Here is a 15,484-nt window from a genome sequence, read left to right as displayed (position 1 = left end):
CCGAAAAAAGTTTGTCCAAACATATAAAGTTAGTTAAAAGATAATGAATGAAAAGTAAGATAACTGCTGCTAAATTGAATAATTATTTGTTTAAACTGCATCAAATTATCAATTTCACATTGATCAACAACTATATTTTAATACTTAACAGTAAAATCAGCCATTAATCTTCGGGCTTAGTCATGACAAAACTAAAAGTAGTTCATATCGTTGAGGCACTAGGAGGAGGTATATACAGCTATTTTATAAATCTAACGCAGGTGCTCGCACCACATCCTAATATTGATCTCACTGTGATTTATAGTGATAAAAGACAAGAGATCAATGCAAACAAAATTGCAAAAGACTTTCATCCTGACACTACATTGATAAAAGTTGCTATGCTCCGCGAAATTTCTCCTGTAGCTGATTATAATTCATTTAAAGACTTACGCAGCGAACTAAAAAAATTAAAGCCCGATGTCTTGCATTTACATTCATCAAAGGCAGGCATTTTAGGAAGGGTAGCATTTTTAGCAGCTTTTAAATTTAATACCAAGCTATATTATACCCCGCATGGGTATTCTTTTTTAAGAAAAGACATTAGTGGCCTCAAGCGTTTTGCCTTTTTTACAATAGAATTTTTGAGTCAAAAATTAACCGGTGGGAGAATAGTTGCTTGTGGTGATACAGAACTAAAATATTCAAAAAAAATAGGACCATCTATACTGGTACGTAATGGAATAAATTTTAAAAATACACTTCAACACGAAACTCTAAAATCAGATCGCATTCAGAATATTGTCACCCTGGGAAGAATTACCTATGCAAGAAATCCCAGTCTTTTTAACACCATTGCACTCCAAAATCCAGACCTCAACTTTATCTGGATAGGTGACGGAGAATTAAAACACGTGATTACGGCTCCTAACATTCAAGTTACCGGATGGTTTGAAGATCGTAATGTTGCATTATCTACTTTGAGCAAAGCAGACGTTTATTTGCAAACCTCCCTTTGGGAAGGTTTGCCCATTGCACTTCTAGAAGCTGCTGCACAAAAAATTCCTATTATCGCTACAGCAATTATAGGAAATCGGGATATTATAGTAAACGGTAAAACGGGAATATTAATTGAAGAAGCATCAGATTTTAAAGCTGCTCTAAACACGATAGAAGCTCCTCACAAACGTAAAAAAATGGGCATGGCTAATTACGAGCGTTGCAGCTTACTCTTTGACAGTTCGCGTAATTTCAACAAACTTATCTCAATTTATTCTTCTGATTATCAATAGCATTCTTTGTGAATATACTTAGCCACAAAGCACTAAATACAATTCCATCAAAACGGATTAAAAAATCATCTACAAAATTCGATGTAACAAAAAGTATAAAGAAATATATACACAGTATTTGTTTTGAAGTGATGCCTATAAAAGCAAAAAGGCTCACATAAAGCAGGGACACTATAAGACCAAGTAATCCAAACTTTATAAAGAAGTCCAGATATTGATTATGAACCGGAAATTCATATTTATGCAAAAAATTCTGATTTGTTTCTTTAAAGTAGCTCGTTAGTTCTTTTTTTCCATCTGCTGCTCCCACACCTATTATCGGATTTTTAGAAGCAAGCTCGATACCAGATTTCCAAATGCTCAATCGTGTTACCAGACTATTAAAAACAGTTTGTTCAGGATTTTCTAATTCGTCTAATTTCCCCACTTTATCAAGATGCCCAAAAGTAACCGTTGTAAACTTTTGTATCGAATACGGAAAAACAGCAATGAATGCTACTGCTAAAGTTAGGAACAAGCCGATTCCCAGAAATGTTTTTCTATAATTTCTAAATTTTAAAAACCCACTTTCCTTATAAAATGTGATTAACACTATTCCGAAGAAAGCATTAATAATGGCTAAACGGGTATTTATATAAAATAGAATAAGTATCGATAGAATAAATATCGCGATACGCCAAAATAGTAGGTTCCGTTTAAGTTTTCCTATGCCCTCTTTAATAAAATAATAATTTATTACCACTACAAAAGCCACATGTAGATTAAGTGCAGGCGCATGTTTTTCTATTGAGCTTGCAAATTTGTAACCCATCTCCCAGAGGTCTTTTCCGTGGAGATATTTCATAAATAATTCTGGAGAGACAAACGCAAAGCGTACTAAGCAAAATCCTAATATTAAAGTTGTAATTACACCATACACACGTAAAATGAGTGGTGCATTAATACGGTGATTCTGATTTAAAATTAAAAGCGGAAGTACCAGAAGACTTATCCGTTTTTCAGCGTGCTTAAAACCTTCCAGAATTGAATCGTTGTTCCCTATAAAGAGGAGATCTAACAAAAAGGGACTGGCTATTAAGCCCGTAACTAGGAGATGTTTCTTTGTAAAAAGAAATTGCTTATAAAAAGTAAGATTATATGCTGTAAATAAAAGCAAGAGGTAAGTTGCCGGTACTCTAAAAAGGAGAGCAACTGCAATTACGATAAGCCAGAGGTTATAATTATATCGATACGCTCTTTCTGAAACTATCATAATACAATGCAAAATAAATAAGTGGCAATATGCCTATTTTATGTTTAACGGCAGAGCCTAGATCTGGTTCAAATACCCCCTGAACAATAAAATAAGCGAAGACCAGATAAAAAGCCCATATCTCATAGCTATAAATGGATTTATTTTTGAGACAATTACGGTAGAGAAACAGTAAATAAAATGTCAAAAGTAACTGCCAGATAACAAAAGCCAGAATTTGAGGTTTTAAAATATGTTTTAAGCCATTTAAAGGCAGGTTTACAGATGCGAATCCGTAGAATATACCTACTGCCTCACCATACCATGATTCTGTTGCTACCGGGGATGTAATTGCAGAATTTGTGGCTTCTTCTCCCGCACGTTGCTCGTTAAGTTCTTCTCGAGTACTTTGTGATAAATATTCTCCCTTTACCACGCCATAAGAAAGGGATAAAAAAACTAGGATTAAGAGTCCCGAAAAAACACCAGTTAAAACCTTCCGCTTAAAATTTATCAGGCTTGTTAAGTAGATAACCCCAGAAATTATAGGTATTAAAATATAATAGGGTCGGTACCAGATTCCGAATAAAACAATTAGAGCAAATAAAATAAAAACCGTCGTTCTTAAATTATATTTTCTGCTTTTCAAAATAAATGGAATACAAGCTATAACGAGGAAGGTTATAAACTCTTTAGATGGCATAGCTATAAAGAAAGCCAATAAGATAATACAGATATATGCCAGAACATTACGAAGAGTAAAATGTGCAAATCGCCGCGGAATCCCCAATTTATAGAGAACCAATAGGACAATAGGTAATTGAATTAAAGCGACAATAAAGAATGGCAGCTTACCTAATCCTGTACTGTCATAAAAAAGCATCGTAACAGGATAACTGCGGAAAAAGCCTTTTTCATTATAAAAATCTTCTGTAATTATAATTGCGTCAAAAAAAAATCGCTCTGGTAAAATGTAATAGGATAAACATCCCAAAACTACTACCATTATACATAGAGCGAGATAGACAAATAAAGACTTATGTATCTTTAAGTGTCCCATACTTAATGTATAAAGAGATTAATTTTATCCTTTCGGTAGATGATGATACCGGCGATCACGTTCCACATCACAACACTAAGTGCAGAAGCTATTGCTGCTCCGTTCATTCCCATTTTTGGAATTAAAACCCAATTGAGAATACCATTAAAAACAACTGTAAAAGCTATTATGTATTGCAATGTAATTTGCTTCTTAGTCATATTTAAATATACGGCTGTGATTCCGCAAAGTGTACTCAAAAAGTGACCTATAATTAAGATACGTAATGATTCATTTGCTTCTGTATATTCAGCTCCAAAAATGTTTAAAATGAATTCTGAACAGAAATATAAGAAAACAGAAAGTAAAACGGAAAGTAATGAAATTATACGCACGCCTTTACGCATTAATGTTTGTAGTTCCTCTCTATTGCTGACATATAACTCTGCAATTTCCACCGCAATGTAGGAGCTTATTGTGCTCACAATCGTCGATATAAGAAATATAATTTTCACAGCCGTTCCATAATACGCGAGCGTTTTAAAGTCTGTGTATATTTTTAGAAAAAATATATCTATGCTTATGAGTAAATAAAATCCTAGCGCACTCATAGCAATGGGCATAGTAGATTTTAAAATTGTTTTAAACGAGACCGGCTTACTAGGTGAATTGCTAGAGGTGGTATTTCGTGAATATATCTTAAGTACTTCTAGTGAGGTTATGATAGCTAATACAAGATAACTAGCCAGAAAAACGTCTACTAAATAAGTTTTCTCTTCAAAAATATAAAGTATAAATAAACTTACAGCAAATGGCAGTTGCTTGTAGAGACCCCGATATAACTCAGACTTTTTCTGCAAAGCAAAACCGCGATATAATTCGGTATTTAATAACGTAATGGCATAGAAAAACACACAAAAAGAGGTCTTGACTAAAAGAGTTCCGGATGTTGAATCATTAAAAAGCGAATCAAAAACAGGTTGTGGTACGACGAGTGTTCCAATCAATATTACCACACTTATAAGTAATATTAACAGTACCATTTTGAGATAAATTCTAAAGAAAGTTTTAACCTGATTTCTCTTTAAAAATCTACCTGAAAAAAATAATATTGATTGGTCTGTACCTAAAATTGCAAAACCACCTATTAAGAATAATGCAGATCGTGTGAACTCATAAGCACCTACGAGAGCTGGATCATAAAAATTTGTAAGGTAAATAGTGATCCCAAATAAAAATAGGATCCCTAATACTCTAATAAATAATACGCTAATTATACCACCCAATGCAGAGGTCGTAGTACTATTATAAATCTTATCTCTAATTATTTTCAACATACATATTCTTCCGAAGGTATAAGCGATAGTTCAAAAATTACCTAAAATAAAAAATTTGTGAAGTGATTATAAGTAAGCCTGAAATCGCTTTTTAAACATAAGTAATGCATGATAAAAAAGAAATAGGAGAACAAATACTAGCGGTAGTATATATTTTAAAACACTAACAATCGAGGTACTTTGAAGCCATTTTGAAGAAGTGTAAACTTTAAAAACCGAATCCAGATATAAGAGCTCTTCCTTAATCTCGGTATTACGAGTGACTAAAGTTGCTTTACTTTCTAGTACTGCACTTAAATTAGATTCATCTCTAGCAGCTAGTATGGACAACGATTGCTGCCCCGTCTGCAACGCTCTATTAATATTTTGAAGAACACTATCTATCTGTTGTATCGTAAATTCATTAGATATTAATTCTGCCGTTAAATTATCTACTCCCGCTTCCCGTTTTATTTCTAAATATGGATCTTCTTCTAAAAACTGAATTAGTCGTTCTGGAGTTGCAAATGCTCCTGAAGCAGTCATTGTAATTTTATGAGCATCATAAGAAGTAGTATATAGCGGCTTATCGTAAAACGGACCATCATCGTCATAATCTGCAATCATTTCCAACAATTCTTCACTGTTGAATGCCGTATTTTCTAGCAAATTTGAAATATCCTCAATCGGCTCTACGCGTATTTCGTGGATATCTAAATTAGGAAAATAGCCTTGTAATTCTGCTAATAAGCTAGAATCTTTACTAGAAATCCCATGATTAATTTGATCTATTTTACTGTATAAATAGCTTGCTGTGTTCACATTGGGAACAACAATTATTTCAGCAATTTTTTTCTCGTCTACAATTTTTGAAACTACATAACCTATACCGAAGCCTAATATCATTAAGCCTGCTAGTATTCCAATATTTCTAAGAAGAAATCGCCCCAGACGATATAGATAAATGAGAAAATTTCTAAACTGCCTGCGGAGCCATTTAAAAAAATCAAATAAATCTATATCCTGTGCTGAATTTTCCATTAATCTTTGAAGATTTGCTCCAAGATCTGCTCAGTAATTAAATAAGTAGGTTTTACGCCGGTAGTGCCAAGTCCACCAGAGGCGAGTGTGCTTCCGGTTTCAAGAGGGTTATCTGATGCATAATACGCATATCGTACTTTTACGGTGTCGCTTATACTACGTCTTAATTTTGCCGCTGCTTGTATTGCTTTTTGATAGTGAGCACCTTCCATCTCAAGACCGATAACATTCCAGGTGCTTTCATAAAAGAAGCGCAGGATATCCCTGTTTTGAAGAGAAGTACCTAAAACAGATATCATAGCGCCCTCACAAACAGAAATTCCGTGTCCTTCAAAATGCTCTTTTTTGAGTTGGTTGTCAAACGGATAATTATCTGCTGTACCTTCAAACAAGTGGGCACTTGGTATCATAATATCTCCTTTTCCACCTTCAAGAATACCCGCTTTACCCATAATAGAAACCGATTTCACATCTAGATATGTAAGATTTTCTGGTTCTCCATAAGGTTTTAATAACTCTTCCATTGTCTCATACGCCTGCTCTCCAAATGCATAATCCATAACTATGATCACAGGTTCTTTACCTTGTGGATAAGAGGATTTTGAGCAAAAATTATTCTGATCGATATCTAATTTTGCGGTATCAAATAGCTGAACATCTATGTTTGTTCCACTTTGATCTGGCACCGAAATCATACCGTTTTGTAATGCCGTTTTTTCAACACGAGCGCGTAATTTACCGCTTCCCGGATCACTCAAAATCTCATAAATCTCAAGATTTTCCTTTTTAGCCATTTCTTTTGCAAGAGCTACAGGTGCAAAAAGCGTATTCATAACACTATGCATATTTGCACTTATGATGTGAATAGGGCGATTAAGAAGTCCTCTTGTATCTAGCTCTTTTTTAATTGTATCTGCCCAGACTTCACCGTGAATATGATGTCCTAATCGTTCTCTAAGTACAGGTGAGAAAGTCACTATACGTTTATCACTCTCCGATATTTCTTCAATAGCCCGTTTCCCTAACCAATAAACGAGGCTTAAAAAGCGCTTTTCGTTTGTAGGAGCAGAGAATTTGCTGTAAATCACAGTAACCTCGTGAAATGTTCTCCCCAGTATGTTTGCGGTATGCGTTAATGCAATTTCGCGTTCCTTTTGAGATAAAGGTTCTTCAGATAAAACTGCTTTTTCCAGTTTCTTCCAGTCTCGCGTAGTCTGACCTTCTTCATTAATTATCACACGTTTCATAATCTTGTGTGACTCTACAAATAAAAAGGTCAAGTGTGTTAGAATATCATAAATTTCAGATCTACCTCTGGTGATCTCAATATTCATTTGTTCATCATCAATTCGGTAGCAATTACGTCGTCTTTTTGGCGGAACTATAGGCTTAAAATGTGAATTTTTGTATCCTTCGTCACTAGTAAGATTTATAAACCGACATTCCTCAATACCTTCAGGTAGACGATCAATAACGTATAATAGTCCGTTAAGCTCTACTTTTTCTTCAGCAATAGTCCCATATATTTCTGGTCGCAAAATTAAAAGCGCTTCACGTAATGTATCTCCAGAAACACCCATAGGTTTATAAAAACCACGGTTAAAAAGGTGTCTCATAGTAATATACATGCGCTCAATAGCTGCAGAGCTTTCTTGCGCACGTGTTCTGTTTTCTTGTTTTATTAAACTCATCAAATCAAATATACTTTTTTAAAAACCAAATTCATTTAAGGCATCTGCGATTTTGCGGTCGTTTGCCAGTCTTGGAAGTTTATTTTGTCCTCCTAACTTTCCTTTAGATTTCATATACTGGTTAAAGCCTCCTTTAGAAACCACATTAATTTTTAAGGTTTCCAGAACTTTTCCTGTAATTAAATCCTTGTAATAACTATTTTGTTTTTGAAGTGCTGCATCTATTGCTTTTGCAAAAGCATTGATGTCATCAGGTTCTTTATCAAACTCTATAAACCACTCGTGATATGGCAAGCCTTCTGTGGGATTTATTTGAGGTGCTACAGTAAACTCGCTTACCTGCGCATTAAAAGAGGTTGCGGTACTCGCTAATGCCTCTTCTACCTCCTTCCCTATCACGTGCTCTCCAAAAGCAGAAATAAAGTGCTTAATACGACCAGAAACGACAACCCGATACGGTTTTGTTGAGGTAAACATAATCGTGTCTCCTACATTGTATGCCCAAAGCCCCGCTGTAGTAGAAATTATCATTACATAATTTACACCCACTTCTACCTGACCTATGGTAAGTCTATCTGGATTTTCATCAAAGAACGTATCAGCTTTGATAAATTCATAAAAAATTCCGCTATTTAGCAAGAGAAGCATGCCTTTCTCATTTTGCGAATCCTGGAATGCAAAAAAACCTTCGCTTGCGGGATATAATTCTATACTATCTACTTTTCTACCTATAAGGTTTTCAAACTTTTTGCGGTAAGGTTCATAATTCACTCCCCCGTAGATAAAAAGATTAAAATTAGGAAAGAGCTCGCCTACTTTTTTCCCTGTTTTAGCAGTTAATCGTTCAAAATACATTTGCACCCAAGATGGAATACCGCTTATTACGCTCATATCCTCCTTTGTGGTCTCTGCCACAATAGCATCTACTTTTGTCTCCCAGTCTTCGATACAATTAGTCTCCCAACTGGGCATTCGGTTTTTTTGAAGATATCCCGGCACGTAATGTGCAACTATACCAGAGAGTCTTCCGGTTTGTATTCCGTTTTGTTCTTGAAGTTCTGGACTGCCTTGTAAAAAAATCATTTTCTTATCTACAAAACTTCGGTTACCTGTTTCTGCAATATAATGCAGTATTGCATCACGTGCTGCACTGGTATGCATAGGCATAGACTCTGCTGTAATGGGAATGTATTTAGCTCCGGATGTGGTTCCAGAAGTTTTAGCAAAATATTGCGGTTTCCCCGGCCACAAAATGTCTTCTTTGCCAGCTACTACCTCATCAACATAACTTTTTAATTCTTCATAATCACGTATAGGCACACGCTTAGCAAAATCTTGATATGTGCTTATATTTATAAAGTCGTGATCCTTGCCAAAACGAGTTTGAGAGGCACTTTTAATTAGATATTCAAATACTTTTTGCTGTGTCTCCTCGGGTTCTGAAGACCACTTTTGAGTTTTTGAAATAATATATTTTGCAAAAAGTTTTGCTGAAAATGATTTTATAGACATTATTCGAATGCGATATAATTAGTAGGATCCACAGGGTAACCATTGTTCCATAGTTCAAAATGCAGGTGTGGTCCTGTGGTAAATTCACCGGTAGATCCTGCAGTAGCAATCACCTCACCTGCTTTTACCAGATCTCCCTGATCTTTAATTCTAGAGGCACAATGCTTATAAACCGAAATTAAATTATTTCCGTGATCGAGTATGAGAACATTACCCGTTTCTGAAGTCCATTCTGAAAAAATAACGGTAGCATCGGCCACGGCTTTTATAGGTTCGTTTTTAGGAACAACAACATCTACCGCGTAATGCTTTCTATCTAAATTGTATTTTTCAGTAATATTTCCTTTCACCGGCGGAAATAAAGAGAAATTCACTTTAGTAGATGCCGGTTCAAATAAATTATACCGGTCTTCATTAGCGACCTGTTCTCTCAAAATGCTATCTTCTTTAGATATTTTAAAGCTCAAACTTCCATTTTCTTCCTGATCTACTAGTAGTAGTGAATCTTTATTGAAGTTCACCCGATCAACATCTCCTGTAAGCACTTTTTTAATACTAGCGTAATACTGTTGATTAATATCTAGTTGTCTTTTAAGTGAATCTGTTTCAAAAATCAACTCAGTAGCTTGCTTTTTTAATTTTACAGATGAATATCCGGGGATATACTCGCGCAATGGAGTGTATGCGATTAAGAATGTTGTTAAAGCAATAAGTATAATTATTGAGAAGCCCACAACGATAAATACATTTAACCGTGTAAGCTTAAAAGAAACACGCTCTTCAAAAGTGTCTTCGTTTAGAATCACCAACCTGTATTTATGCAGAAGGCGCTTTCTAAATTTCTTTCTTTCTTTAGGTTTAGCCATATTGTTTTGTGCTTATGCAAATATAAAATTTAAAAGGCGTTTCTCACTTGCTAAAGTTTCTTAAGGAGCAACCTAATCTGACGAATTCTTTTTATATTTACTGCCTAAATTAGAATAATATGAATTTACTATCGATATTTTTAGGAATGGTTGGACCTTGGCAAATAGGTCTTATCGTGGTTGTTATACTTTTACTTTTTGGAGGTAAAAAAATACCTGAGATGATGCGTGGTTTAGGAAGTGGTATCAAAGAGTTTAAAGATGCTTCTAAAGACGAGGACGCTCCTAGAAAATCTGACGACACTATAGAAGATAAAAAGTTATAATACGTATTTACTTCTATAAAAAAGCCGCTTCAATTAAATTGAAGCGGCTTTTTTATGTTTATACTTTAGAAACTTTACTCAACAAATTTTACAGATCGAAGTATAGATTCTAGTTCAAATATATTGTCTCTCTTGTTTGCAGACGGCTTAAATACAAAGCCTTCTAACACAAGATACCGGTTATTCTCTTTATCGTCTACCGTATAATTTACAAACGGTCCTGCCATAAATCTTCCTTTTACCTCCCACATTCCTTTCATCTCAAAGGCTTTTTTTCCGTCTATTGTAGTCTCATTAAGATACGGTGCAAAAGCTGCTTCTGTTATAAATCGCATACCTTCATTCACCACTATATTATCGCCAGCGATAGAGTCTCTCATTTTAATTAATGATCCTATAGTATTACTATCTGCATCGATCATATTGTAGGGAACTTCATAGATGGTAATATTCATATCGCCATTAGGAATGTCCTTACGAATCCAGAAAAAATCTGGATCGGTTTTAGCATATCTATAAGCTGATGGAAATTTCATGGTTATCCCAAAACTCTTAGTGATATCCTCGTCTTCTTTAAGCGATAAACTAATACGTCTTATTTTTTCTTTAACCTCTGCCGCCTTATAGGTGTCTACAATTTTAGCACTGTCACTTTTAATAAGATTTATGATTGACTCTTCGGTAGGTCCTCTTAAAATTATACCCGTTTGCGGTCTTGCATAAGCATCAGAAACTACCTCTAATGCCGGAACATCTGCTTGTTCAATCTTTAAGAATGTACGCTGTTTACGCATAAATCCCGAGAAAGCTTCTATGGGCATTTGGTTAATTTCAAACATAGGTTCTACCTGAGGTAAGCCATTAACAGGACCAGCAAGTTTTTCTCTAACACTTTCACCTACACTACCTGCCCACAAATCATTAGGCATTACTACAGTTAAGGTGTTTAGTGCTCCCGAAGAAGATGATAAAATTTTTCCTTCCGGTTTATCATTACACGCAATCAAAGTAAATAGCACAAGTGCCAAAAGTAATTTTTGCATAATATTTTCTATTTGATGTTAGTTGGCAATCACCAGGGTCATTCCTGGTTTTAATTTATTACCACTAATATCGTTCCACTTTTTCAAATTATCTGGACTAACCCCAGGAAATTTCTGAGCAATCTTCCACAAGCTATCTCCCTTTCTAACTATATACTTTTGAGATTTACTTTTTGAGGTGCTCGAAGACGAACTAGAAACAACAGATTTTGTTGGATACAGAGTAAGTCGTTGTCCTATACGCAAGGTATTTGACCGAAGATTATTCCATCGTTTTATTTGTGAAATTCCTACACCGTACTTCGAAGCAATTTTCCCTAAATAATCACCATTACGCACACGATAAGTAACACTAGTAGGATTTTCAACAAAAGCTGGTAATGTAGCTTCATCACGCTGTAATTCTTTTTCTGCAGTAGCATAAATAGCATCTTCATTAGCTACAAAAGAACCTAGCGCTTCTACAGGGAGACGTAAATAATATTCTTCATCACTTACATAAGGAATAATATCAAGCTTGTATGATGGGTTTAAAAATTGAACTTCATCAAAAGATACTCCCGTATATGCTGATACTTGCTGAAGCGTTAAGGTTTGTTTTATCTTAACGGTATCTGTGGTAAAATAATTAATATCTGGTTTAACCGGTTTGTAGCCGTGCTCTTGTGCATATTCAAATATGTACATTGTTGCTAAAAAAGCAGGTATGTATCCGGCAGTTTCACGTGGAAGATTGTGACGTATATTCCAGTAATTTGTGCTACCGCCACTACGTCTAATCGCCTTACTCACATTTCCCGGTCCAGAGTTATAAGAAGCAAGTGCTAAATCCCAATCTCCAAAAATCTCATAAAGTTTTGATAGGTACTGAGCTGCTGCCTCTGTAGATAAAATAGGATCCATACGCTCATCTACGTACGAACTTATATCAAGACCATATAATTTTCCTGTACTGTACATAAACTGCCACATCCCGGTTGCGCCTACCCTTGATTTTGCTCTTGGTCGTAGTGCAGATTCTACAATTGCTAAATACTTTAGCTCCAAAGGCATATTGTATTTATCAAATGTGGCTTCAAAACCTGGAAAGTAAAATTCAGATAAACCCATTAATCGCTCTAAAGTAGGCTTATGCCTTTTTAGATATGATTTTATTACATTTTCTAGAGATGGGGTGTATTCTATATTGAAAGGAGTGCGAGCATTTAAATCTGCTAATCGCTTTTTGAGAATTTCTGTGGTGAGCTCAGGAAAATCTACTTCGGTGAGATGGTAGTCTTCATCAATTATAGCTTCGATAGAATCATAGAGCGATCCATTTGTAAGCTCTCTAACCCACTTTTTATCAATTTTTGAGGGGAACTCCTGATCATTTAAGTTGTAAGTAACTTTCCCTCCTTTACGTTGCTTAAAAAGGAAATTTTGTGACATTTCCTCTTGTAGCTCTTTTATTTCTAAGGTGTCTACGACTGAAAGTGTATCAGATAAACTTTCATCCTCTATAATTTCAGAATTAATAACTTTTTTCTGAGCAAATGTACTCACTGCGGTTATCAAAAAACAACCAATAATAAAACGTTTTCTCATATCTATTTAGAACGATGCAAACGCTAAAGTCGTATTTTTTAACCGAAATCAAAAATGCTCAGAAAAAAGTAGAATCCTTTATAAGTTAATCACGAATAGCTGCAATACCCGGAAGTTCTTTACCTTCAAGCATTTCCAACATTGCACCACCACCGGTAGATACGTAAGAAACTTTATTTTCAAAACCAAATTGTTTTACTGCAGCAACGCTATCTCCTCCACCTACAAGAGAAAATGCTCCATTTGCAGTCGCATCTGCAATAGCATTACCAAGTGCAATTGTGCCTTTAGCAAAAGGCTCCATTTCAAAAACACCAAGCGGTCCATTCCATAAAATAGTTTTACTATTTGAAACAACTTTGGCGAAATTTTCTAGAGATTTTGGACCTGCATCAAGTCCTTGCCATCCATCAGCAATTGTATAAATATCCTCAATTTGAGTATTTGCAAATTCAGAGAAATCATCTGCTGCAATTACATCTACCGGTAAATGGATATTTACATTCTTTTCTTTAGCTTTCTTTAAAATTTCAAGTGCTAAATCTTGCTTATCATCTTCACAAATAGAACTTCCTATTTTTCCGCCTTGGGCTTTGATAAATGTATAGGCCATACCACCGCCAATAATTAAATCATCTACTTTGTCCAGTACATTTTCTATAACGGTAATTTTTGAAGATACTTTAGCGCCACCTAATATCGCTAACACAGGACTCTCGTTGTCATTAAGCACCTTATCTATACTTTTGATTTCTTTGGCAAGAAGGTAACCAAAACATTTTTTCTCAGGAAAAAACTGGGCAATTATAGTAGTTGAGGCGTGTGCTCTGTGTGCAGTACCAAACGCATCATTAACGTAAATATCTCCTAATTTTGAAAGCTCCTCGGCAAATGCAGTATCTCCCGCCTCCTCTTCTTTGTGGTATCTCAGGTTTTCTAATAATAAGATTTCCCCAGGTTCGAGATTTGCAGCAGCCTTCTCAGCTTCTTCACCAGTACAATCTGATACAAATTTTACCTGTACACCTATAATTTCAGTGACAGAATCTGCGATGTTTTTTAAAGAAAACTCAGGTTCGTTATTTTTAGGTCGTCCCAAATGCGACATTAAAATCGCAGATCCACCATCTTCTAAAACCTTTAAAATTGTAGGTTTTGCAGCTTCGATACGTGTTGCATCTGTTACTTTATAGTTTTCATCTAAAGGAACATTAAAATCAACACGAATAAGTGCTTTTTTATTTTCAAAATTAAAATCGTCGATGGTTTTCATGAATAGTTATTATTTACAGATTCAGTAATAAATTTTTTGGAATTTCGCTTAAGCAAACCTGTATAGAATGCTAGCTTTAGCTAACAAATATAACAGATAAGGCACAAAATATACGTTACATTTCTGTTATATTTGACCCATGTTATTTCAAGATATTCTCGGTCAAAAATTTATTAAAAAGCATCTAACGGCAAGCATTGACGGCAAGCGGGTAGCTCATGCGCAGCTCTTCGTTGGTGCGAGTGGTAGTGGTGTTCTTCCTTGTGCAATTGCCTATGCACAATATTTAATTTGCGCAAACAGTGAGGGAGAAAATACAGGTGGTAATACTTCCTGCAACTTAAAGTTTGATCATCTTGCCCACCCAGATTTACACTTTGCATATCCTGTAGCAACTACAGACTCCATTAAAAGTCATCCAGTTTCTGATAATTTTGCAAAAGAGTGGCGCACATTTGTCTCTAAAAATTCCTACGGGAGTTTATATGATTGGCATCAACATATTGGTATTGAGAAAAAACAAGGGAAAATAGGAGTTGATGAAGCACAAGATATAGTCAAAAAATTGTCTTTAAAATCTTATGAAGGAGGTTATAAAGTGATGATTATCTGGATGGCAGATAAGATGAATAATGCGGCTTCAAACAAACTATTGAAACTTATAGAAGAGCCTCCTCAAAAAACAGTTTTTTTACTTATTGCTGAAAATGAAGATCAAATTTTAGATACAATTAAATCCCGTTGTCAGGTATTAAATTTTCCGCCGTTAGCTGCAGACTCGTTAGAAGCCGCATTAATAACTCAGCACAGTTGCGAACCTTCTGAAGCAAAAAAAATTGCTATTAAAGCTCACGGGGATTATAACCTAGCGCTGCATTTATTAGAAAATAACAGCGACGAAGAAGAATTTGAAACCTGGTTTGTTTCTTGGGTACGTACTGCCTTTAAAGCACGCGGTAACAAGAAAGCAATTTTAGATCTTATAGCGTGGAGTGAACAAATCGCGGCGACAGGAAGAGAAACACAAAAGAATTTTTTAGCCTACTGTGAAGATTTTTTTAGACAAGCGATGCTTCTTAATTATGGAGCTAAAGAACTCGTATATCTACAACCGCAAACAAAATTTGAACTTGCAAAATTTGCACCCTTCATTCACGGAAATAATATCAATTCTATTATTGACGAACTCCAAACGGCCTCTTTTCACATTGAGCGCAATGGAAATGCAAAAATTGTACTTACCGATCTTTCCATAAAACTAACGCGATTATTACATACTAAAGCATAA

At 35.2% G+C, this 15,484-nt stretch carries 13 protein-coding genes; 3 read left to right on the top strand and 10 right to left on the bottom strand.

Features of this window, described 5'->3' with window-relative positions; all coding sequences use genetic code 11:
- Positions 1-182 precede the first annotated feature (182 nt).
- Entirely contained in the window at positions 183-1,271 is a 1,089-nt protein-coding gene (locus tag ABVM53_RS07025) for a glycosyltransferase (protein WP_405330688.1), read from the top strand.
- On the opposite strand, the gene ABVM53_RS07020 is transcribed toward ABVM53_RS07025, so the two are convergent.
- The 7 genes from ABVM53_RS07020 to ABVM53_RS06990 all read right to left on the bottom strand — a co-directional run bounded on the left by ABVM53_RS07020 (position 1,240) and on the right by ABVM53_RS06990 (position 9,967).
- A complete protein-coding gene (locus ABVM53_RS07020) occupies positions 1,240-2,523 on the bottom strand; it encodes an O-antigen ligase family protein (RefSeq protein ID WP_405330687.1) in 1,284 nt (427 codons plus the stop codon). The genes ABVM53_RS07025 and ABVM53_RS07020 overlap by 32 nt on opposite strands.
- Positions 2,492-3,562 carry a hypothetical protein gene (locus ABVM53_RS07015; protein ID WP_405330686.1) on the bottom strand — a complete coding sequence of 357 codons (1,071 nt, stop codon included), beginning with the start codon at positions 3,560-3,562 and terminating at the stop codon, positions 2,492-2,494. Before ABVM53_RS07015 ends, ABVM53_RS07020 begins: the two co-directional genes overlap by 32 nt.
- 2 nt (positions 3,563-3,564) lie before the next feature.
- Positions 3,565-4,878: a polysaccharide biosynthesis C-terminal domain-containing protein gene (locus tag ABVM53_RS07010; protein WP_405330685.1), complete on the bottom strand. Its 1,314-nt coding sequence runs from the start codon at positions 4,876-4,878 to the stop codon at positions 3,565-3,567.
- Positions 4,879-4,944: 66 nt separating this feature from the next.
- Complete coding sequence (locus ABVM53_RS07005; RefSeq protein ID WP_405330684.1) at positions 4,945-5,898, bottom strand: hypothetical protein; 954 nt, start codon at positions 5,896-5,898, stop codon at positions 4,945-4,947.
- Positions 5,898-7,589 (bottom strand): DUF6909 family protein, encoded by a 1,692-nt coding sequence (locus ABVM53_RS07000; protein WP_371455487.1) that lies wholly within the window; start codon positions 7,587-7,589, stop codon positions 5,898-5,900. Before ABVM53_RS07000 ends, ABVM53_RS07005 begins: the two co-directional genes overlap by 1 nt.
- 18 nt (positions 7,590-7,607) lie before the next feature.
- A complete protein-coding gene (locus ABVM53_RS06995) occupies positions 7,608-9,101 on the bottom strand; it encodes a GH3 auxin-responsive promoter family protein (RefSeq protein ID WP_405330683.1) in 1,494 nt (497 codons plus the stop codon).
- Positions 9,101-9,967, bottom strand: coding sequence for a M23 family metallopeptidase (locus ABVM53_RS06990; RefSeq protein ID WP_128756094.1), 867 nt, complete (start codon positions 9,965-9,967; stop codon positions 9,101-9,103). The genes ABVM53_RS06995 and ABVM53_RS06990 overlap by 1 nt, the downstream gene beginning before the upstream one ends.
- Positions 9,968-10,086: 119 nt before the next feature.
- Here ABVM53_RS06990 and tatA point away from each other — a divergent pair, with 119 nt between their 5' ends.
- Positions 10,087-10,293 carry a twin-arginine translocase TatA/TatE family subunit gene (gene tatA, locus ABVM53_RS06985; protein WP_128756093.1) on the top strand — a complete coding sequence of 69 codons (207 nt, stop codon included), beginning with the start codon at positions 10,087-10,089 and terminating at the stop codon, positions 10,291-10,293.
- 74 nt (positions 10,294-10,367) lie between these two features.
- Here tatA and ABVM53_RS06980 read toward each other — a convergent pair whose 3' ends face one another.
- The 3 genes from ABVM53_RS06980 to ABVM53_RS06970 form a co-directional block, all read right to left on the bottom strand.
- Positions 10,368-11,336 carry a DUF4837 family protein gene (locus ABVM53_RS06980; RefSeq protein WP_405330682.1) on the bottom strand — a complete coding sequence of 323 codons (969 nt, stop codon included), beginning with the start codon at positions 11,334-11,336 and terminating at the stop codon, positions 10,368-10,370.
- 18 nt (positions 11,337-11,354) lie between these two features.
- Positions 11,355-12,923 carry a LysM peptidoglycan-binding domain-containing protein gene (locus ABVM53_RS06975; protein ID WP_371455490.1) on the bottom strand — a complete coding sequence of 523 codons (1,569 nt, stop codon included), beginning with the start codon at positions 12,921-12,923 and terminating at the stop codon, positions 11,355-11,357.
- A gap of 85 nt (positions 12,924-13,008) precedes the next feature.
- Complete coding sequence (locus tag ABVM53_RS06970; protein ID WP_371455491.1) at positions 13,009-14,196, bottom strand: phosphoglycerate kinase; 1,188 nt, start codon at positions 14,194-14,196, stop codon at positions 13,009-13,011.
- A gap of 139 nt (positions 14,197-14,335) precedes the next feature.
- Between ABVM53_RS06970 and ABVM53_RS06965 the strand changes: the two genes are divergently transcribed.
- On the top strand, positions 14,336-15,484 hold the full coding sequence (locus tag ABVM53_RS06965; RefSeq protein WP_405330681.1) for an ATP-binding protein: 1,149 nt from the start codon (positions 14,336-14,338) through the stop codon (positions 15,482-15,484).

It is taken from the genome of Leeuwenhoekiella sp. LLG6367-2.1 (assembly GCF_045055775.1).
Taxonomy (GTDB): Bacteria; Bacteroidota; Bacteroidia; order Flavobacteriales; family Flavobacteriaceae; genus Leeuwenhoekiella; species Leeuwenhoekiella aequorea.
Note: the sequence above shows the minus strand (reverse complement) of the source record. Positions and strands in the feature narration are given on the sequence as shown.